Source organism: Ulvibacterium marinum, from assembly GCF_003626755.1.
In the GTDB taxonomy this organism is placed as follows: domain Bacteria; phylum Bacteroidota; class Bacteroidia; order Flavobacteriales; family Flavobacteriaceae; genus Ulvibacterium; species Ulvibacterium marinum.
This window is the reverse complement of sequence record NZ_RBCJ01000001.1, coordinates 1176981-1198950: the sequence shown is the minus strand read 5'-3', so window position 1 is coordinate 1198950 and position 21970 is coordinate 1176981. Positions and strand designations below refer to the sequence as shown.

Genomic DNA, 21970 nt, shown 5'->3' with positions numbered 1-21970 from the left:
CTCAGTATTTTTATAGAAATTATTAGGAATCCCGTACCGGTAATAAAGGTGTGTCGTCTATTATGAAGTACTTCGCTTTTTACATAATCTGGTATCGTAATACAAGCTATCCAAGATGAAAAAAAAATTCCCAAAACTCATTTGCGATGCGAATGAAGCCGTAGCAAGAATTGCCCACAAGACCAATGAAGTTTGCGCCATTTACCCTATTACTCCCGCTTCCCCTATGGGCGAACATGTAGATGTGTTCAGTTCCAATGGAGAAAAGAATGTGTGGGACAACGTACCCCGAATCGTTGAAATGCAAAGTGAGGGTGGTGCTTCCGGGGCCGTACACGGGTCTTTGCAAGCCGGTGCCTTGACAACTACATTTACGGCTTCCCAAGGACTGCTATTGATGATTCCTAATATGTTTAAGATTGCCGGAGAACTACTTCCCAACGTTATCCATGTAGCGGCAAGGACCGTAGCCACACATGCGCTTTCCATTTTTGGGGATCATTCCGATGTCATGGCCGCCAGGCAGACCGGATTCTCCATGCTGTTTGGAGGTTCTGTACAAGAGGCTATGGATTTCGCTTTGATTGCCCAAGTAGCCACATTAAAGTCTAGAGTACCTTTTTTAAACATTTTTGACGGTTTTAGGACTTCCCATGAAATATCCAAGATCGATGCCATACCCGACGATATCATAAAAGCCATGATGCCCGAGGATGAAATCATGGCCCATAAAAAGCGGTCGTTAGACCCGGACCATCCCGTAGTACGTGGAACATCACAAAATCCAGATGTATTTTTCCAAGCTAGGGAAGCTTCCAATATCTATTATGACAAAGTACCGGGAATCGTTCAGGATACCATGGATGAATTCTACCAGCATACCGGTCGCAGGTATAGTTTGTTCTATTATGTAGGCCACCCTGAAGCTGAAAAGATAATCGTTATCATGGGTTCCGGCCAAGGCCCGGTTTTGGAAGTGGTAGACACTATGATAGAAAACGGAGAAAAAGTAGGTGCAATTATCATACGCCTATTTAGACCGTTCTCAATAAGCCATTTCATCGATGCTCTTCCAAAAACGGTAAAAAAAGTAGCCGTTTTGGATAGGACCAAGGAACCCGGAAGCACAGGGGAACCCTTATATCTGGATATCGTTACGGCATTTGCCGAAAGTGATAGGGCAATGCCTACCATAATAGGGGGACGATTTGGATTATCTTCTAAGGAATTTGATCCGGCCATGGTGAAGGCAGTTTATGATGAGTTGGACAAATCAGTTCCCAAAAAGCATTTTACCATTGGTATTAATGATGATGTCTCCTATACAAGTTTAGATATAGGAAAACGGTTTAAGACCGCCAAGGAGACCTTCAACTGTATGTTCTACGGTTTAGGTTCTGATGGTACGGTGGGTGCCAACAAGAATTCCATCAAAATTATTGGGGAAACAACGGATAACTATGTGCAGGGCTATTTTGTGTACGACTCCAAAAAGGCCGGGGCACAGACCATATCGCATTTGCGCTTTGGCCCGGAACCCATCTATTCGTCCTATTTGATCCATAAGGCCAATTTTATTGCCTGCCATCAATTCAATTTTATCGAAAAATACGACCTCCTAAGAAACATCAAAAAAAGCGGTACTTTCTTATTGAACGCACCATACGCAAAGGATGAGATATGGGGAAAACTACCTGAAAAATTGCAGCAGGATATTGTTGAAAACGAATTGGAATTCTATGTAGTTGATGCAACCAAGGTGGCCCATGAGGCAAAATTGGGCAAACGTACCAATACGGTCTTGCAGACCTGCTTCTTTGCCATCTCCGGCGTCTTGCCCAAAGAAGAGGCTATTGAAAAAATTAAAAATGCCATTGTAAAATCATACTCTCATAAAGGGGACAAGATTGTACAAATGAACTTCAACGCCGTTGATAAATCATTGGAAAATCTGCAAAAGGTAGACTATCCGAAAAAGATAACCAACAAGTGGGCCCTCAAACCGATGATGACTGGTACGGAAGACCCATTTGTAAAGGATATCCTAGGTAAAATATTGGCTGGAAAAGGAGACGAGCTTCCGGTCAGTGCCTTCCCGGTTGACGGTACTTTCCCAACAGGTACTTCCCAATATGAAAAAAGAGGGATAGCTGATTACATTCCCGTTTGGGACGATACGGATTTATGTACACAATGCAATAAATGTGTTGCCATTTGTCCACATGCCGCAATACGCGCCAAAGTAGTTCCCAATGCAGATTTGGCCGATGCGCCAGTCGGTTTAAAAGCAGTACCTGCAAAAGGTAGGCCTTTTAACAAGGAAACGGAATCCTATATCCTTCAGGTTTCGCCCGAGGATTGTACGGGCTGCGACCTTTGTGTTGCCGTTTGCCCTGCGGAGAGCAAGGAAATAGAGGATTTCAAATCTATCAACATGCACAAGAAAATCGATGTGGAATCCGTGGAGGATGAGAACTGGGATTATTTCATAAATCTTCCAGATTACGATCGTACCGCATTACAGATTACGAATGTAAAAGGTTCCCAGTTTTTAGAACCGCTGTTTGAGTTCTCAGGGGCCTGTTCCGGCTGTGGGGAAACACCCTACATTAAAATGTTGACCCAATTATATGGCGACAGCATTATGATAGCCAACGCAACGGGATGTTCCTCTATTTACGGTGGTAATTTGCCCACCACTCCTTATAAGACCAATGAGGCGGGCAGAGGTCCGGCCTGGGCCAATTCGCTCTTTGAGGATAATGCAGAATTTGGTTTTGGCATGAAACTGGCCTTGAGCAAAAAACAGGAGATTGCGATCAATTTGCTAAAATCGTTGGAGTCCTTGGTAGGTGCTGAACTGGTGGAGGCCATTTTGAATAATCCTGAAGAGAACGAGACACAGCGCAAGGAGAAATTCCAGCATTTGGATGAACTCAAAAAAATCTTGGAACCCAGTGACGACCCGAATGCCAAAAAATTAAATAAACTGACCGAATACCTCCGCAGGAAATCGGTATGGATATTGGGCGGTGATGGTTGGGCCTATGATATAGGTTATGGTGGTGTAGATCATGTATTGGCTTCAGGGGAAGATATCAATATTATGGTATTGGATACCGAAGTGTACTCCAATACCGGCGGTCAAACCTCCAAAGCGACTCCTTTAGGCGCAAGTGCCAAGTTTTCGGTATCCGGTAAAAGAACCAGCAAAAAAAGTTTAGCGTTACAGGCGGTATCCTACGAAAACGTATACGTGGCCCAAGTAGCCATGGGTGCAAAGGATATGCAAACTTTAAAAGCTATTGAAGAAGCTGAGGCCTATCCGGGACCATCGTTAATCGTAGCCTACTCCCATTGCGGGGAGCACGGTTATGATTTAAAGGATGGAGCTTTTCAACAACAGAAAGCGGTAGAGACCGGTTATTGGCCCTTGTTCCGCTTTGATCCCTCCAAGCCCAAAGGCAAAAAGTTCAGATTGGATTCCAAGGAACCCAGTGCGCCCCTCACCGATTTTATGTACAATGAAACCCGATTTACAAGAGTGGCCAAGGAAAATGCCGAATTGGGGGAAGCGTTATTGCAACAAGCCCAGGAAGAGGTGGAAACGCGCTGGGAACGCTTGGAACTCTATAGAAATATGTAACGTATCTCAAGGTTAAAGTCTAATATTAAAATTGTTAAAGATGGAAGACAAGGCCCGCAAATTATTTGATGAAGCTATAGAAAAATTGAGGGAGGCCAATGATGAGTTATGTAGGCCGGAAGAGGATGTAGTTACCTCTTTGGTCTGCAGCAATTCCCAATTTGCCATTCAGAATTATTTAAAGGGGTTTCTTCTGCTCAACGGATCCATTCCTGCCAATGACGAATCTATTGATCGTTTGTACGAGCAATGTAGAATGATCAATAAGAACTTTGAAGAGGTAAATTTGTCCGGTTTTGAATGTAATGAACATAAGGAGGATTCCAGATTTCGCAATGAGTCCTCACAATATAGCCGATGTTTTGATATCGCCGATAGTCTGGATACATTTTTGAGGCGGGAAAAAATTATTAGTTAGAAAGCGCAACAATTTTCCTTGCCTTTAAGGGTCGGTTTGAACAAATTCAAATCGGCCCTTTGACTTTTTGAGACGATTGGTTTGCGACAAATGAAACGAATCCCTATCACGAATCGAAATCTCCATCTTTTTCAATTAACTTTGCTGCCTTCACTCCAGAACAAGTAGTATAATGGCAGACAAAAAGGTAAGTATCCTAAAGGCCTTCAGAACGATTATTTGGCCCAGAAGAAAGCTGGTTTTCTTGGGTTTGCTACTCATAGTTATTAGTAGGGCGTCCAGTTTTGTGGCACCCATTTCCTTGCGCTATTTTTTAGACGATATTGTCCCCAATAAAAATTACGATCTACTAAAAATTTTGGTCATTGTGGTCATCCTGTCTTTTTTGGTACAGGCGATAATGTCCTTTCTTTTGACCAAAGTATTGAGCATACAAGCGCAGTACATGATATCGGAATTACGGGCCCAGGTACAAAAACAAGTGCTTTCCCTGCCCATCCGTTTTTTTGACAATACCAAATCCGGGGCTTTGGTCTCGCGTATTATGAGCGATGTTGAAGGTGTCCGTAACCTGATAGGAACCGGTCTAGTACAATTGGTAGGCGGTACCATAACCGCTGTGGTTTCCCTAATTCTGTTATTACGGATTAGTCCGACCATGACCTTGTTGACCTTCATCCCTCTAATTCTTTTCGCGTTCATTGCATTAAAGGCTTTTAAGATTATACGACCGGTCTTTAGAGATCGGGGCAAAATCAATGCCGAGGTAAAGGGACGCCTAACGGAAACATTAGGTGGCATACGGGTCATTAAAGGATTCAATGCCGAAGCACAGGAGGCCGAAGTCTTTGAAGGTGGTGTAAGAAGGTTGTACGAAAACGTAAAAAAGAGTTTGACCGCAACCGCTATCATGACCAGTTCGTCCACTTTTCTGTTGGGATTGGCAACCACGGGAATAATGATGGGGTTTGGAGGTTATAAAATGATGCAAGGTGAACTGAGTACCGGGGAATATTTTGAGTTTACTTTCTTGCTGGCCCTAATGGTGGCTCCTATAGTTCAGATGAGCAATATAGGAAGTCAACTCACAGAAGCATTGGCAGGTTTGGACCGTACCGAAGAATTAATGAACGAGTCCGCCGAGGCCGATAACTCCGAGCGTACCATAAAACTCTCCGATATTGTGGGCCATATGGTCTTTGATAAAGTCTCTTTTGCCTATGAAGAGGACAAGGAGGTATTGCACGAGGTAAGCTTTAAAGCTGCTGCCGGTGAGGTAATCGCATTGGTGGGGAGTTCGGGCTCCGGCAAATCTACAATTGCAGGTTTGGCGGCAAGCTTTTTGAGTCCGGACTCAGGCACCATTACCATTGATGGTGATGATATGTCCAAAGTTGATTTAACGAGTTTTCGTCAGTTTTTGGGTGTAGTACTTCAGGACGACTTCCTGTTCGAGGGTACTATTAAGGAGAATATTCTGTTTCCCAGACCTAATGCCAGTGAGCAAGAATTGGAAAAGGCGGTAGAAGCTGCCTATGTGAATGAATTTACAGATCGATTTGATGACGGTTTGGATACCTTGATCGGAGAACGTGGGGTAAAGCTTTCAGGCGGGCAACGACAACGTATTGCCATTGCGCGTGCTATTTTGGCAAATCCTAAAATTTTGATTTTGGACGAGGCAACGTCAAGTTTGGATACCGAAAGTGAAGCTTTGATACAAAAAAGTTTGGCCGAGCTTACCAAAGGGAGAACAACATTTGTTATCGCACACAGGCTAAGTACCATTCGAAAAGCCGATCAAATTTTGGTCATTGAAAACGGACGTATTGCGGAACAGGGAACCCATGAAGAATTGATCGCCTCAAAGGGCCGATACTATAACTTGTTCACCTATCAGGCAAGGATTTAGAGCGAGACCTGTCAGGTTTTTGAAACCTGACAGGTCTGATTCTTAGTTCTTATGATTCTGCCGGCGCCAGTTCTACCTCCAGCCCTTCCAAGTCTTCCACAATGTGTATCTGGCACCCCAAACGACTATTATCCTCAACATAAAAGGCCTCCGCCAACATAGCATCCTCCTCGTAGGACTTTTCAGGAAGCTCATGATCGGACTTTACATAGCACTGGCAGGAAGCACACATGGCCATACCTCCACAAACACCGATAGTACCTTCTGGGGCCAATTCGTACGAACGTACCAATTCCATAAGGTTCATGTTCATATCGGTAGGGGCATCAACTTCGTGAAGAACCCCCTCCCTGTCCGTAATCTTAATTTTTATATCCGACATCTATTCGGGTATCTTTTGAATTCATCCTTTCCTCCTTAATTTGAAAAAGAAGCTGCAAAAATACAGTTTTCTTGGTATTTGTCGGACAAAGTCCGGGAGTTTACAAGTTAGCTTTAAAACAATGGGAAACGAATTAGTGAAATTGTCAGATAGGGAATAGCCAATGGGTTCTATTGCCTTCTTATTTACCTACCAATATTCCGGGAAGCCATTCTCAGGGATGGTTACCAAAGGAGTTTAACTTAAATTGATGACCTCCTCAATTTGAGGCGCATGCTTTTTAATGGTCATCTCCACTCCGCTTTTCAGAGTCATTTGATTGACACTACATCCCACACAATTGCCTTGTAAGCGCACTTTGACGGATTTATTGTCATCTATGGAAATTAAAGAAATATCACCGCCATCACTTTGCAAAAAGGGGCGAATTTCCTCTAGTGCTTTTTCTACGTTTGATTTTAGTTCCTCGGATGTCATACTTTCTTGCCTTTAACTGCAGCACAGCCTGCCATTGTCGTAATCTTGATCGCTTCCGTTGGGGGAAGGCTTTTATTTCTATGTACCAACTCCTGCACAACGTTCTTGGTCAGTTCCTCAAAGGCCTGTTCCACGGGGGTGGCCGTTTGTAATGCTGCTGGGCGGCCTACATCACCCGCTTCACGAATGCTCTGGACCAATGGAATTTCCCCCAAGAAAGGGACATCCAAATCCTGTGCTAAATTTTTGGCCCCTTCCCTACCAAAGATATAATATTTATTCTCAGGTAGCTCGGCCGGTGTAAAATAGGCCATATTTTCCACAATACCCAAAACAGGAACATTAATGGAATCCTGTTGGAACATGGCTACACCCTTTTTCGCATCGGCCAATGCAACTTCCTGGGGTGTACTCACTACTACGGCACCGGTGACTGGCATGGATTGCATGATGCTTAAATGTATATCTCCTGTTCCCGGGGGCAGATCCAACAGCATAAAATCCAGCTCTCCCCAATGGGCGTCAAATATCATTTGGTTCAATGCCTTGGACGCCATAGGTCCCCGCCAAATAACTGCCTGATTGGGTTGGGTAAAAAATCCAATGGACAATAGCTTCACCCCATAATTTTCAACCGGCTTCATTTTGGATTTTCCGTTAATAGTGATCGCCAACGGTTTTTCATGGGCTACATCGAACATAATGGGCATAGATGGCCCATAAATATCCGCATCCAACAAACCTACCTTAAAGCCCATCTTGGCCAGGGTTACCGCCAGGTTTGCCGTAACTGTAGATTTGCCCACACCTCCTTTGCCTGAAGCAACGGCTATGATATTTTGGATGCCTGGAATGGGCTTGCCCTTTATTTCATTGACTTTGGGTTTGGTAGGAGCATCTACTTTGATATTGATCTTTATCTTGGCCTTTTCATATACCTCCCTATGAATAATCTTTAGGATTTCTACTTCGGTCTTTTTTCGGGCTTGTAGGCTAGGATTCTTAATGGTAATATCTACCTCAACCTCGTCCCCGAAAATCTGTATATTGTTTACCGCTCCGCTTTCCACCATATTTTGCCCCTCGCCCGGCACCGTGATTTTTTCAAGTGCCTCCAGAACCGCTTTTTTATCGATTTTCATATGAAATCCTCTTTGAATTATATAAAATGATTCTAAACAAAGATACGTCTTACGCATGAGATTTAGAAGGAGATGGATTGAAAATGAAGATGTAACAATAGAATTCGGTTATCGGATATTCCGTCGACATTCTGAATGGAAAAGAAGCCACTCACCGTCTAGAATTACTTTGTTCAAGAAGGAAAATATTTAAAAATCTGTCAAAGGGGTGTTCTCCATATCCTATAACATCTTAACAAGTTTTTTAAAGACCTCTTTTCCCATATTTTTAGTAGTATTGGGAGACCCATTGTTATGTAACCAATCCGAGAAATTTATCTTTATACTCGGTAAGGAATCTTCCAAGATTTGATTTACATAATCGATTTCGCAACTGGAAGCGAACCGTTCATTAGTGACAATGATAAGTCCATCGATACTACCATCAAAAAACATGCGAATAGACCTTCTCTTTTGCCATAAGTTGTTTTTGGACTGATATACCGCCAATCGATACTTTTTTCGCACCGCTTCCTCCTCGATTCCCTCCATTAAATGGGCATACTGCGTTTTGGAGAACTCTGGTATAATGAGGCCAATGGTATGCGCTTTTTTGGACTTTAACGCTTTAGCAGAACTATTGGGTTTATAGTTATAGGTATCTGCAATTTTCCGAATCTTAAATTTGGTTTTCTCACTGACTTCCTTGCTATTGTTCAATGCTTTGGAAACTGTAGATTTTGAGTAGCCGGACAAATAGGCTATTTGTTTTATGTTGATTTCGGACTTCATTTTATGTCTATACTTCGCTTTAAATAATTATCATCTTATTTCAAGTGAGTTATAGCCATTCCCACTGCCAAAAAGTCTTCTACCTAGAGAACAAGGCTGATTTACTTTTCTAATAGACTCGCCACTTTAGCAGGTTGTTACAAGTAGTTTGTTATTTTTTATGTATTTAACAAAATCTTCAGAAAGTGGATGAAGTTTTAATACGCATGAAGTAGGAAAAGGAATGTTTTCTATGAATTGCTTGACCAGGGAATTAGAAAGAAGATGGCCCACTCCAAATGAATCTTAATATGTGAGTTAAGGTTCTGTACCGAGTTCCTTGAAAGGGTCCCAAAAGTGTTTTTCAAAATCCACAATTTGATTCTCCACTACCTGAATGCCTTCATTTTCCAATAACTGCTGCATAAGATTGATTCCATCAAAATGATGTTTCCCGGTCAAAAGGCCCGTTTTGTTTACGACCCTATGGGCAGGTACCTCGGGCATATTACCGGCGCCGTTCATCGCCCACCCTACCATCCGTGCACTTCTGGCCGCCCCTAAATATTTGGCAATTGCTCCATAGGAGGTAACCCTTCCAAAAGGAATCTGCCGGGCCACTTCGTACACTTTTTGAAAAAAATTTTGATTTTCAGTTTTCACGGGCTAAAATTCGAATAAGGGTAATTATCAATAAAACAACCATTAACGCACTCAAAACATAGTTTGAATTTTTTGAGAACCGGTTGGTCTTTGCCTCTAATTTATTGAAATATATGGTATACATATACAATACGGAAAAGGTCCCTGAACCCACCGCCAGAATAAAGGTGACGATATCCCAAACTTCAAATTTTATCCAACCGCTGGCATTCCACATAATATTTACCCCGCTATAATAGGGAATGGTCAATAGATTTAAAGCGGCCAACCCCATGCCTTTAAAAAAGCTGTTTTTTTTGCTGACCTTTACCAGTTTTGGTTTTTTCTTTTTATTTCGTCGGGCAGCTATGTAAAAATAAACTGCAAAAAAGGCGAATACCCCCACGGCAATATCCATCAAAACCTCAACCACTTCGGGATTTTTGTTCAGGAATTTAGAAATGAGTACGGCAACATATGCCTGAATCATAATCATGCTCGAAACTCCTGTACTGAATATTATACCGTTCAATTTTCCTTTTTCCACACTGGTCTTTGCAGCGTTCATATTTAACAGTCCAGGGGGTACAGTGGCCATGAAAGCAGCTGAAAATGTGGCGAAAAAAAGAATAAGCAAGTGTTGCATAGGTCAGTTTATCCTAAATTGGATATAGGTAATGGGTTTTCCTTCCTCGAGATATTGTTCTTCATAGAAGGTCTGTATCTCCAAAACCTCCGGTGGGCTACCTTCGTTCTTATAAACATCATGATTGGCATAAACAATCTGCTGACCGGTTCCATGAAGTAGCCCCAAAGTATAGCCGTGTAAAAATTCACTATCGGTCTTCAGATGTATTGTTCCGTTAGGCTTAAGTATTTTATGATATTTTTCCAAAAAGTCCAAATTGGTCATTCGGTGTTTGGTACGTTTATATTTAATCTGTGGATCGGGAAAAGTAATCCAGATTTCTGACACTTCATCTTCAGCAAATAGTTCATCGATCAGCTCTATCTGGGTTCTTAGGAAAGCCACATTTCCTAAATTTTCCTGCAAGGCAGTTTTGGCACCTCTCCAAAGACGTGCACCTTTAATATCGATGCCTATAAAGTTTTTATCCCCCTTAAGCCGCGCAAGGCCTAAAGTATATTCCCCTTTGCCACACCCTAATTCCAAAACGATGGGATTGTCATTGCCAAAATGGGATCGCCAATTACCTTTATGGGAAAAACCGGTTTTTATCTCCTCCCTTTTGGGTTGAAGCACATTTTTGAACGTTTCATTCTCCCTAAATCGCTTCAGCTTGTTCTTGCTCCCCACGGCTGCCAAAATTAATGATATAGCAAAGCTAAGGAAATCTTTACTGCTTAAAGACTTTGTTTCTTGAAACCGGTAAGCCCTGTGTTAAAAAGAATTTTTGTAATTCATTTACATGAAACGAAGTTCTGAAAAGGCCACTACTTGCAATTCCATACAAGGTCTAAAACAGTTTGACATTCAAGTGGATTCTACTTCGATATTTTTTGCCTTTTCCAAGGTAAAGGAAAATTCGGAACCTACCTCCTCTACACTTTCAACATAGATTTTTTCGTCATGGGCCTCAATAATATGTTTAACTATGGAAAGGCCCAATCCGGAACCACCTTCGCTTCTACTGCCACTTTTGTCCACGCGATAAAAACGTTCAAACAAACGAGGGATATGTTTTTGGGGTATCCCTTCACCATTATCCGTCACTCTAACGATAACCTTGTTTTTGATAAGATTTTCAACGCTCACCTCGGAAGTACCATCGGTATGGCCATATTTAATGGAGTTTACCAAAAGATTGGTCAAAACCTGTTGGATTTTTTCCTTATCGGCATATACATATATTGACTCGGCATACTCCATATCAAAAGTGAGCGCAATCTTCTTTTTGGCCGCCTTCATTTCCAACAGGTCAAATACACTGTAAATAAGTTCTATGATATCAAAAGCCTCTTGTTCCAAATTGAGGTCCCCTACTTCCAATTTAGTTATCAAATCCAAATCCTTAATAATGTATATAAGTCGTTCAACGGCTTTATTGGCTCTCTGCAAATATTTTTTCCGGATGTTTTTGTCTTCCATGGCTCCGTCCAATAAAGTAAGTATATAACCTTGAACGGTAAAAAGAGGAGTCTTCAATTCGTGCGAAACATTGCCCAGAAAATCTTTACGATACTCCTCCCGGATTTTTAATGTATCTATTTCTATTTTCTTGTCCTGCGCAAATTTTTCGATTTCGGCCGTAAGTGTCCGCATATCTGTAGTAATGGTTCCTGACGTAAGAGAGGAAGAATCCAAAAGCGCCACGTCATCATATATCTTTTTAATTCTTCTGTATATAAACTTCTCTATCCTAATCTGAAGTATAGCAAAGGAGCTTAGGAAGACTAAAAGCGAAAAAAGAAGAATGATGGACCACTCCAAAGTCTGTAGAAAATACAAAAGACCGCCCAAAAGCAAAGAAGACAATAGGGTGATCAACACTGCAGATCTAAGAGCGAACCTATATGACCTCTTAAGCTTAATGGCCATTATTGAAGAACAAACTTATAGCCTACTCCTTTAACGGTCTTAAAATGATTCTCACCAATTTTTTCTCGAAGCTTGCGAATGTGCACATCAATGGTACGGCCACCTACAACCACTTCATTGCCCCATACCTTGTCCAGAATTACCTCTCGTTTAAAAACCTTGCTGGGTTTTGAGGTCAACAAGGCCAAAAGTTCAAATTCCTTCCGTGGAAGCACAATTTCCTTACCATTGTTCACAATTTTGTATTCCTCCCTATTGATAACAATGTTGCCAACCTTAACAATGTCCTCTTGTGGATCTGCATCTTCCTTTAACCTACGGAGCAATGCCTTTACCTTACTAACAAGTACCTTAGGTTTTATGGGTTTTGTGATATAGTCATCTGCACCGGCATCAAAACCGGCGACCTGGGAGTAATCCTCACCTCGGGCAGTTAGAAAGGTAATAATGGTATTTTCGAGACCAGAGGTACTGCGCATAATTTCACAGGCCTCTATGCCATCCATTTCCGGCATCATTACATCCAAAATAATCAAATGCGGTAATTTCTTTTTTGCTTTGGCCACACCTTCTACCCCATTTTTTGCGGTAAAAACTTGATAGCCTTCAGAAGAAAGGTTATAACTAACGATTTCCAGAATATCCGCCTCATCGTCCACTAAAAGTATTCTAATGTCTTTTTTTTTCATCTCTTGGCTTTTGTTTCAATAAATCAATCGCCCATCAACACTGGCATGGACGGGTTATTTGCATTTGAATGGGTTTCGAGGTAATTCGCCTTTTGTATTGGCTTATTTCATCGTTTTAAAATGGTTAATCCACCAAATGTAAAGATAATAGGATTATCCCGAAACGGCTTAACGTTCATTTAATATAGTAACATTTACATAACATTATTGCAATAAAGGTTTAACATGTACGTAACTCGACTTTTACAGCGCCACGCGTTCTTTGCGCCGTAACCAAATTATGATTGAATGCGATATTTTATAGTGTGTCTTTGCCTTTTTGGAACCATGCTGATGCGAGCCCAAGACACCGGTAGTATTGTCGGCAAACTTACTGACAAAGAGCTAAATAACGAACCACTTGCCTTCGCCAATGTACTTCTTAAGGGAACGACCAAAGGTACCACTTCGGATTTTGACGGACTATATGAAATATCAGGTCTAGATCCTGGAACATATACGGTTGTATTTAGCTATTTGGGATATGAGACTGTTGAAATTCCCAATATAGTCGTGGAGGCAGGGAAGGTAACCAACATTAGTGTGCCGATGAGTGCTTCAGAGGGTATGACCTTGGATGAGGTAGTAGTGGTCACCGTGGCTCGAAAAGACTCGGAGACAGCCCTGCTTCTTGACCAAAAGCGGGCCATAGAAATTAAGGAAAGTATTGGTGCAATAGAACTTGGAAACTTAGGGATATCCGATGTAAAATCTGCGGCTACTAGAATTTCAGGGGTTACTGAAAGTGAGGCTTCGGGTGATGTTTTTGTACGAGGTCTGGGTGACAGATATTTGGTAACGACTTTTAATGGTTTGCCTATTCCATCGGATGATATCGAAAAAAAGAATATTGATCTAGGGCTTTTTCCAACCAGAGTGATACAGAACGTAAGTATCAGTAAAACCTATTCTGCTTCAGTTTCAGCGGATCAGGCTTCGGGAAATATCAACATAGCATCACGGGAACTGACTGGTACCGAAGAACTCGAAGTAGGGGTTTCTACCGGTGCCAACACCAACGCAATCGGTGATGGGTCTTCCGACAATTTCAAAGTTTCGGCCAATTATGAGGACACTTCACTAGGGTTTTATGATACGGACATAAACATATTTGACCAACTGACGAAGCAATCTTGGGATGTAGGTACCGTAGATACTCCGATCAACCACAGGGTTAATCTTAGTGCGGGAAAATCCTTTTTCAACAATAAGTTCAAAGTCTTTATGACGGCTTCAAATTCCAAATCCCACCGGTACCTTACGCCAGGGGTGTTCAAGATTTGGGATCAGGTTACGGTAACAGATTCTATTACCGATTTCGAACAATGGGAAACCGAGTACGTGAATAATGGGCTGTTGGATTTAACTTTTCAAAATGAAAAAAACATTGTTAAGTCGGTCACTCTTTTTATCAATACACTGAACGACATTGTATCCGAAGGGGGTAGAAACGGTTCTGGAAACATTCAGGAAGAAACCATTGGCAATTTCTCGGATTTTGTTCGGGATCAAAACATAAAACAGACCACCCTATTCGTACAGCAACTGATAGGTAATCATAAGTTTGGTGAAAAAAATATACTGGATTGGGCCGTAAGTTATAATAAGCTGGATGCTGACGAACCTAATCGAATACGAAATGTCGTAAACTTTACGGCCGAAACCGGTAATGTAATTCTTTTTGAGAATAGTGGCTTTGAATCCAGAAAACTTTCCCAGTTCATAGACGATGAAGAATACAACGGTCTAATTAAAAACAGGTTCAAGGCCATAGAAGAGGATACCAAGCATTTTTACATTGATATAGGGGCCAATTATAGAAGAAAAACCAGGGACTTTGAATCCACTTTTTACGGTGTTGCCAATGTGGGCGAGAATAGGCCAAACTCCAACTCCATAGATGACTTAAATCAAATTTTTACGATAGCGAATTTTCAGAACAACCTGCTTGAAATCTTGTCTTTCCAATCCAATGCCGATGGCGAGGTAAAAGATGAATATAGTGGGGAATATGAATCAAAAGCCGCATTTGCCCAGTTTAGTCTCAATTTTGACAAATGGAACATCAATGCAGGTCTACGCTTTCAACAGGATGATATTGTAGTTGATTATGATGTGAACAATGCTCCTGGCGGTGATGTTGGAAATGTTACCAGGGATTATTCAAACTTTTATCCCAGTCTAAATCTCAAATATTCCATCAACGATGAACACGCAATACGATTTGCCGCAAGCCGAAGCATTACGTTACCTGAGTTTAAGGAGATTGCCCCCTTTCGCTACATTTCGCCTACGGGTCAGCAGGTTTTTGGAACCGTTGGCGAGGATGCCGTAGAAGCTTCTTTCTCCAACAATTTTGATTTAAAGTGGGAGTTTTTCCCTTCTAGGGGCGAATTGATTTCGGGGGCATTGTTTTATAAGTCAATAGATGATCCCATCAATAAGGTACGTGCAAGAGGTGCGGATGGGGCGTTATTTACTTTTCGAAATACAGGGGACAAGGCTACGGTCTATGGAATTGAAGTGGAATCAAAAGTTGATTTGATCAAACCAAAAACCAATGATGAGGATGGCAGTCCAGTTGGTCCAAAACTAAGCTTAGTCCTAAATGCAAGCCGAATGTGGCACGAACAGGATTTAAGTGAGGAACGTGCGGAAAGCAATCCAGACATCATTGCCGAGACTTTTAGATATGGCCCTAACAAAGAGGCTGGACTTCAAGGAGCCTCTGACTGGGTTGCCAATTCAAGTTTAAATTTTGAAACGTCCGGTGATAATACGTTTGTCGCCAACCTCTCGGCGAGTTATGCTTCTGATAAAATATTCGCCTTGGGTTTTGCCCGTAGTCAGCAAAATTGGGATACCCGTTATAACGATGCCATTGTCGAAAAGGGCTTCGTGGTCTTGAATAGTAGAATAAGTAAAGAGTTTGGAGAGCATTTTGAAGTTTCTCTATCCGGTCAAAATCTATTGAATCCCTTCATAAAGCAGACCATAGATGTATTGACTTCCGAAAGCAGGGCCGAGCTCGAGGCCTTTTCCGATGATAGGGAAACACGGTTAGGGCCCAATGCTCCCGAAAGAGTGACTTTTACAGATGAAGTACGATCATACAAAATAGGCCGAATATTCAGGTTGGGCCTTACATACAGGTTTTAACACTATAAATTGAAAATTAATTTAAAACAATGAAGATTATGAAAACGAAAATCTCTAGATTATTGATGATGTTCATTACGGCATCGGCCTTATTTATGGCAGGTTGTAGCAGTGATGATAACGACCCATCGGGTTCATCCTGTACGGATAACATACAAAATGGTGATGAAACAGGGGTAGACTGTGGAGGATCTTGTCCAGATGCATGTACTGCAGATCCCACCTGTTCGGATAATATACAAAATGGTGATGAGACAGGTGTAGACTGTGGAGGTTCATGCGATCCATGTACAGAATCTATAGAATTGACTGGTGATCAAACAGAGGATTTAACTTTAGATCCGGCCAATACGTATACCTTGAGAAACACTTTTAGTGTTAAGTCCGGTGCTACCTTGACCATCCCTGCCGGTACCACGATTACCGCAGAGGTTGAAACTGGAGACGAAACCAATACCTATATCGTAATCGAGCAGGGTGCCTCCATCGATATCCAGGGTACTATGACAGAGCCAGTAATCATGACTTCCGCCAATGGAGAACCAGGTGATTGGGGGGGGCTGATCCTTGCCGGTGAGGCCACAACCACCGAGGGTGTTGATGCTACTGCCGAGGTAGGTGGTATCATCTACGGAGGTACGGAAGATACGGACAGTTCTGGTAATATCGATTACCTGATCATCAATTATGCCGGTGCACAGATTGATTCCGAATCTCAGTACAACGGACTTACACTTTATGCAGTAGGTTCCGGAACTACCATTGACAACGTGGCAATTTTAAACGGTACCGATGACGGTGTGGAATTCTTCGGAGGTACAGTGTCCGCATCCAACTTCTATTTGGAAAACAACGAGGACGATGCCATAGATTGGACTGAAGGCTGGAACGGTACCTTGACCAACGCCTACGTTGTACACACCGGTTCCTTCTCCACAGTAGTAGAAGCCGATGGTCAGAACAATAATCCAACACTGGTCAATTTAACAGCCGTAAGTACGTCCGATCAAGCGGAGCAAATAGCGTTACAGTTCAAATTGGAGTCCGGTGCCACTATTACGGGCCTTTCTCTAAGTGGGTATACTACCTCTGTCTTGATGAGCGATGCCGGTCCTTTGGCAAATGTTCAGATCGAAGGTGCCGATGCGAATCCGGCCCTTCCATACCTAGCTTCTCCCACTGTTGATGTTACAATGTTCGCTTGGGTGGACACTGATATCACAGTAGAAAACAGTGTATTGACCGGAACAATAACTTCCGATTTGGAATTGGATCCGGCCATAGCCTATTTCCTTGAAGGTAACCTAAGTATTGAATCTGGTGCTACTTTAACAATTCCAGCTGGAACAGTAATCACAGCGGATGTGGAAGATGGCGAAGAAACCAGTACTTATGTCGTAATACAACAAGGTGCTTCTATCGATATCCAGGGTACCGCTAGCGATCCGGTGATTATGACTTCTGCCAATCAAGAGCCAGGTGATTGGGGTGGTCTAGTAATAGCAGGTGAAGCCACTACTACTGAGGGTGTAGACGCCACGGCAGAAGTAGGTGGTATCATCTACGGTGGTACGGACGATACCGACAGTTCTGGTAATATCGATTACTTGATCATTAATTATGCCGGTGCACAAATCGATTCCGAATCTCAGTACAACGGACTTACACTTTATGCCGTAGGTTCCGGAACTACTATCGATAACGTAGCTATCTTCAACGGTACCGATGACGGAGTGGAATTCTTTGGGGGTACGGTGTCCGCATCCAACTTCTATTTGGAGAACAACGAGGATGATGCGATTGACTGGACAGAAGGTTGGAACGGTACCTTGACCAACGCTTATGTTGTACATACCGGTTCCTTCTCCACAGTAGTGGAAGCCGATGGTCAGAACGAAAATCCATCTTTGGTCAACTTAACCGCAGTGAGTACATCAGCACAAGCTGAGCAAGTAGCATTGCAATTCAAATTAGAGTCCGGCGCCACTATTACAGGCCTTTCCTTAAGCGGGTATACTACCTCTGTCTTGATGAGCGATGCCGGTCCTTTGGCCAATGTTCAGATCGAAGGTGCAGATGCGAATCCTGCTGAAGCTTATGATGTGGCAGCCACTGTCGATGTCAGTATTTTTGATTGGGCAACCAACTAAGGAATTGAAACTGATCAATCCCTTGAACATAAATTTCAAGCCCCGCTTTATGCGGGGCTTTTTGTTTTTACCAGGGTAGCGGTCTCATAAATTGCATAAAAAAATAAAGCCTGCAATTTATAGGTTTGTGCATTTCATCGAATTTTTCCTAGGATTACAGGCCTCAAAAGGACATGGTATATCAGAATTCCTATATTTGTGGTACGCCATTTGTTACCCATACTTTATGAAGCACCTTTACCTTGTCTTTTTTCTTCTTTTCGTTTCTATTAGCTATTCGCAAAATGCCAAGGCCAATGGGGACATAGACGGGTTTACGCTTTATCCCAATCCCGTTACACAAGGAAAGGTATATATCAATACTACGGAAAATGCCCCGAAGAAAATTTTGATTTTTGATGTCCTGGGAACCAAAGTGTTACAGACCACTCTATTGGGCAATGAATTGAATTTGTCCGATTTGGATGCGGGAGTATATGTCCTACGTGTTTTTGAAAGAAACAAGGTAGCTACCCGGAAGCTTATCGTCAAATAAACCTATTTTTTTGACATTGATTCGGTACCGATAAACCACCCAAAAAAAGGAGATTAAATCTCTTTGTATCAGCATTTTCATAAAGCACTCCTTAATTTTTGCATCCGATAATAGGTAGAAAAATCCGATGAACGGTTTGTCTCGTTTTATTCACCTACAATTTATCGAATTTCACAACATTTTTACCAGATACGTAGTCCCTTTCTGTATCTTTACGTTATTGATCCCAAATCAATACCTATGCAAAAAATCTACTTTGGCATTTTTATGCTATTTGCTATTTCCGTATACGGTCAGGAAGTCGTTGGTACTCCTCTTGCCTCAACTACGGAAAATTCCACCTTCAAGCTATATCCCAACCCGGCCCTTGATGATGTGGTATACATTACCACGGCCCGAAATCTCAATAAGGAAATTGCTGTTTATGATGTTTTTGGGGAAGTTGTCCTAACGGATAGAATTCGATCCAACGCCCTTAATATTTCCAAATTGGTATCCGGGGTGTACGTGTTACAGGTTACCGAAAATAATAAGACCATGACAAGAAAGCTTGTCGTGAAATAATCGATATTGAAAATAAGAAAAAAAGGGACCCATGATCGGGTCCCTTTTTTTATGCTTTAGCCTTATCCCCTTACCTTTGCTCCTACAAGAGCCCATGATAGATACCAATAAAATATTCGGAATAAAGTCAAAATTGGAGTTTGAACACCTCACATGGCAAATATTCAATTTTCAGTACAACAACAATCCCGTTTACCATGACTTCTGTGATTATTTGGAAAAAACTCCGGATCAACTGGAAAGTATGGAAGAAATACCTTTTATGCCCATCGAGTTTTTCAGGACCAAAAAAGTTGTCGCTTCAAGAAAGAATCCCCAAATCACATTTACCAGTAGTGGAACTACGGATACCCGAACCAGTAGGCACCATATTATCGATGCTTCACTATACACCAAAAGCTACCGGACCGCTTTTGGACATTTTTATGGGGATATTACCAAATATTGCATTTTGGCATTACTTCCATCCTATTTGGAAAGAGAAGGCTCCTCATTAATTTATATGGCCAAAGACCTTATTGAACAAAGCCATCACCCGGATAGCGGGTTTTATCTAAATGATATGAACGGCCTACAAAAAAAGTTGGTACGCCTTGATGCCCTGGGAAGCCAAACTCTACTGCTAGGCGTTTCTTTTGCCTTAATGGATTTGGTGGAAAGACATACATTTTCTTTAAAAAACACCATTATTATGGAAACCGGGGGGATGAAAGGTAGGAGAAAGGAAGTGATCCGTAAAGCGTTGCACAGTATCCTTAAAAAGGGTTTTGGTGTAAGCCATATCCATTCCGAGTACGGAATGACGGAGCTATTGTCCCAAGCCTATTCCCAAGGGAATAGCCTTTTTAAAACCCCGCCATGGATGAAAGTCTTGATTCGAGATCCCGAGGATCCGCTATCACCGCAAATGGATGGGAAGACCGGAGGAATAAACATCATAGACCTGGCCAATATATATTCCTGTTCCTTTATTGCCACCCAAGATTTGGGAAAGCGGCATTCCAATGGAAGTTTTGAAGTTCTGGGCCGCTTTGATCATTCGGATATCAGGGGATGTAATTTGATGGTGCTGTAAATCATAGTTTATCATGATCTTTTCCATAAATCCCCATTATCGCTACGCTGCAAGGTTTGTGAATCGATAATCCTAAAATGAAAGTGAAGCGCAAAGCTTGAAGTAGGTTCTTGCTCCAAAAAAACTTCACCGTCTTCCACCCTGTAATTGAATCGATACGCCGTATCCCCACCGTCAAAACGTATGTTAGCTCTGGAGACGTCGAGGAAATGAACAAACTCTATACAGGTTTGCTGATTGGAACAATCGGGAATTTCATGGACAAATCTGCCTACAAGGGGATTCGCACAACAATTATCCTCATCACACGAAATAAAAAATCCCAAAAGCAAAAAAAGGGATAATACATGTCCAACCGATTTCATTTCAATCCGTATTATCTGTAATAACTAAGATACCAAAACCGAAAAGAGTTGCTTTTTCTAAAAAGGAATCTACTCTACCACCAGAACAAAATAATTCTTCTTTCCCCTTTGCAATAGGATAAATTTTTCATTGATTAGGTCAGACGTGTTTATCAGGTAATCTTCCTTGACCTTTTCTTTGTTTACGGAAATGGAATTCTGTTTTAGTTCCCTTCTGGCTTCGCTATTGGAACCCAAAAAACTAGTTTTGGCGGAAAGTGCCCCGATCATATCCAATCCATTTTCCAAATCTTCTTTGGAAATAAGGGATTGGGGAACTCCTTCAAAAACATCTAAAAAGGTCTTCTCATCAAGTTGTTTCAAGTCTTGTGAAGTGGATTTCCCAAAAAGAATCTGACTGGCCTTTATGGCATTATCCAAGTCTTCCTGGGAGTGCACCATGGTCGTTATCTCTTCGGCCAAACGCCGCTGTACTATCCTTAAATGGGGTGCCTCACGGTGTTCATCAATCAAACCTTTAATATCCGTTTTGGAAAGAAAAGTAAAGATCTTAATGTATTTTTCCGCATCCTCATCGGAAGTGTTCAACCAATATTGGTAGAATTTATAAGGTGAGGTCCTATGGGCATCCAACCATATATTGCCTCCCTCGGTCTTCCCAAATTTAGTGCCATCCGCCTTGGTTATTAGAGGGCAGGTAAGGGCATAACCCTTTCCACTCGCTATTCTACGTATAAGCTCCGTTCCGGTAGTAATGTTGCCCCACTGGTCACTTCCGCCCATTTGAAGTGTACAATTGTGATTTTGATAGAGGTACAAAAAATCATAGCCTTGTACCAATTGATAGGTGAACTCTGTGAAGGACATCCCCTCATTGGATTCCGCTGAAAGTCTTTTTTTTACGGAATCTTTAGCCATCATATAGTTTACTGTAATATGCTTGCCTACATCACGGATGAAATCCAAAAATGAAAAATCCTTCATCCAATCGTAATTATTGACCAATACAGCCGCATTGTCGGACTCACTATCAAAATCAAGAAATCGTGATAATTGTGCTTTTAAGGCTTCCTCATTAAGACGCAATGTGGCCTCGTCCAACAAGTTTCGCTCGGCAGACTTTCCAGAGGGATCCCCTATCATTCCGGTTGCTCCACCTACCAGCGCATAAGGTTTATGACCTGCCAATTGAAAGTGTCTTAACATCATTACACCGACCAAATGACCTATGTGCAACGAATCTGCAGTAGGATCTATCCCTACATAAGCAGATTGCATTCCACCTAGCAGATGTTCTTCCGTATCGGGCATAACATCGTGCAGCATTCCCCGCCATTCCAATTCCGACACAAAGTTGGTAACCATGTTAACTATCTTTTACAATTCGCTGCAAATATAAAAGGAAATCCAATGGTTTCGGATTTTTGATAAAGCCAAATTAATCCATGCCAAATATGTAACTTTG

19 protein-coding genes are annotated in these 21970 nt (G+C 41.9%); 8 read left to right on the top strand and 11 right to left on the bottom strand.

Going from position 1 to position 21970, the window contains the following annotated elements; all coding sequences use genetic code 11:
* The first annotated feature begins 115 nt into the window (after nucleotides 1-115).
* From nifJ to D7Z94_RS05115, 3 genes are all read left to right on the top strand, one after another.
* Nucleotides 116-3646 (top strand): pyruvate:ferredoxin (flavodoxin) oxidoreductase, encoded by a 3531-nt coding sequence (gene nifJ, locus D7Z94_RS05125; RefSeq protein WP_120710424.1) that lies wholly within the window; start codon nucleotides 116-118, stop codon nucleotides 3644-3646.
* Nucleotides 3647-3686: 40 nt separating this feature from the next.
* A complete protein-coding gene (locus D7Z94_RS05120; protein ID WP_120710423.1) occupies nucleotides 3687-4064 on the top strand; it encodes a HEPN domain-containing protein in 378 nt (125 codons plus the stop codon).
* A gap of 172 nt (nucleotides 4065-4236) precedes the next feature.
* Entirely contained in the window at nucleotides 4237-5976 is a 1740-nt protein-coding gene (locus D7Z94_RS05115; RefSeq protein WP_120710422.1) for an ABC transporter ATP-binding protein, read from the top strand.
* Nucleotides 5977-6025: 49 nt separating this feature from the next.
* Here the strand turns inward: D7Z94_RS05115 and D7Z94_RS05110 are convergent, their stop codons facing one another.
* From D7Z94_RS05110 to D7Z94_RS05070, 9 genes are all read right to left on the bottom strand, one after another.
* A complete protein-coding gene (locus tag D7Z94_RS05110; protein WP_120710421.1) occupies nucleotides 6026-6358 on the bottom strand; it encodes a 2Fe-2S iron-sulfur cluster-binding protein in 333 nt (110 codons plus the stop codon).
* A 237-nt stretch (nucleotides 6359-6595) separates the two neighbouring features.
* Nucleotides 6596-6835, bottom strand: coding sequence for a NifU family protein (locus D7Z94_RS05105; RefSeq protein ID WP_120710420.1), 240 nt, complete (start codon nucleotides 6833-6835; stop codon nucleotides 6596-6598).
* Nucleotides 6832-7977 carry an Mrp/NBP35 family ATP-binding protein gene (locus D7Z94_RS05100; protein ID WP_120710419.1) on the bottom strand — a complete coding sequence of 382 codons (1146 nt, stop codon included), beginning with the start codon at nucleotides 7975-7977 and terminating at the stop codon, nucleotides 6832-6834. Before D7Z94_RS05100 ends, D7Z94_RS05105 begins: the two co-directional genes overlap by 4 nt.
* A 222-nt stretch (nucleotides 7978-8199) precedes the next feature.
* On the bottom strand, nucleotides 8200-8748 hold the full coding sequence (locus tag D7Z94_RS05095) for a LacI family DNA-binding transcriptional regulator (protein WP_120710418.1): 549 nt from the start codon (nucleotides 8746-8748) through the stop codon (nucleotides 8200-8202).
* Between the two features lie 297 nt (nucleotides 8749-9045).
* On the bottom strand, nucleotides 9046-9390 hold the full coding sequence (locus tag D7Z94_RS05090) for an MGMT family protein (RefSeq protein WP_120710417.1): 345 nt from the start codon (nucleotides 9388-9390) through the stop codon (nucleotides 9046-9048).
* On the bottom strand, nucleotides 9380-10015 hold the full coding sequence (locus D7Z94_RS05085) for a LysE family transporter (protein WP_120710416.1): 636 nt from the start codon (nucleotides 10013-10015) through the stop codon (nucleotides 9380-9382). Before D7Z94_RS05085 ends, D7Z94_RS05090 begins: the two co-directional genes overlap by 11 nt.
* 3 nt (nucleotides 10016-10018) lie before the next feature.
* On the bottom strand, nucleotides 10019-10687 hold the full coding sequence (gene trmB, locus D7Z94_RS05080; RefSeq protein WP_120710878.1) for a tRNA (guanosine(46)-N7)-methyltransferase TrmB: 669 nt from the start codon (nucleotides 10685-10687) through the stop codon (nucleotides 10019-10021).
* Between the two features lie 177 nt (nucleotides 10688-10864).
* Nucleotides 10865-11929, bottom strand: a complete 1065-nt coding sequence (locus D7Z94_RS05075) for a sensor histidine kinase (protein ID WP_120710415.1) — start codon at nucleotides 11927-11929, stop codon at nucleotides 10865-10867.
* Nucleotides 11929-12618, bottom strand: a complete 690-nt coding sequence (locus D7Z94_RS05070; RefSeq protein ID WP_120710414.1) for a response regulator transcription factor — start codon at nucleotides 12616-12618, stop codon at nucleotides 11929-11931. The genes D7Z94_RS05075 and D7Z94_RS05070 overlap by 1 nt, the downstream gene beginning before the upstream one ends.
* Before the next feature lie 288 nt (nucleotides 12619-12906).
* Between D7Z94_RS05070 and D7Z94_RS05065 the strand changes: the two genes are divergently transcribed.
* The 5 genes from D7Z94_RS05065 to D7Z94_RS05045 all read left to right on the top strand — a co-directional run bounded on the left by D7Z94_RS05065 (nucleotide 12907) and on the right by D7Z94_RS05045 (nucleotide 20140).
* On the top strand, nucleotides 12907-15816 hold the full coding sequence (locus D7Z94_RS05065) for a TonB-dependent receptor (RefSeq protein ID WP_120710413.1): 2910 nt from the start codon (nucleotides 12907-12909) through the stop codon (nucleotides 15814-15816).
* Nucleotides 15817-15854: 38 nt separating this feature from the next.
* Nucleotides 15855-17966, top strand: coding sequence for a hypothetical protein (locus D7Z94_RS05060; RefSeq protein WP_211341741.1), 2112 nt, complete (start codon nucleotides 15855-15857; stop codon nucleotides 17964-17966).
* A gap of 226 nt (nucleotides 17967-18192) precedes the next feature.
* On the top strand, nucleotides 18193-18501 hold the full coding sequence (locus tag D7Z94_RS05055) for a T9SS type A sorting domain-containing protein (RefSeq protein ID WP_120710876.1): 309 nt from the start codon (nucleotides 18193-18195) through the stop codon (nucleotides 18499-18501).
* 240 nt (nucleotides 18502-18741) lie between these two features.
* Nucleotides 18742-19065, top strand: a complete 324-nt coding sequence (locus tag D7Z94_RS05050; RefSeq protein ID WP_120710412.1) for a T9SS type A sorting domain-containing protein — start codon at nucleotides 18742-18744, stop codon at nucleotides 19063-19065.
* A gap of 94 nt (nucleotides 19066-19159) precedes the next feature.
* The gene (locus D7Z94_RS05045; RefSeq protein WP_120710411.1) at nucleotides 19160-20140 is read left to right on the top strand and encodes a long-chain-fatty-acid--protein ligase; all 981 of its coding nucleotides are present in this window, start codon (nucleotides 19160-19162) and stop codon (nucleotides 20138-20140) included.
* 11 nt (nucleotides 20141-20151) lie between these two features.
* Here D7Z94_RS05045 and D7Z94_RS05040 read toward each other — a convergent pair whose 3' ends face one another.
* On the bottom strand, nucleotides 20152-20505 hold the full coding sequence (locus D7Z94_RS05040; RefSeq protein WP_120710410.1) for a hypothetical protein: 354 nt from the start codon (nucleotides 20503-20505) through the stop codon (nucleotides 20152-20154).
* Nucleotides 20506-20574: 69 nt separating this feature from the next.
* Complete coding sequence (gene tyrS, locus D7Z94_RS05035; protein ID WP_120710409.1) at nucleotides 20575-21870, bottom strand: tyrosine--tRNA ligase; 1296 nt, start codon at nucleotides 21868-21870, stop codon at nucleotides 20575-20577.
* Between the last annotated feature and the right edge of the window lie 100 nt (nucleotides 21871-21970).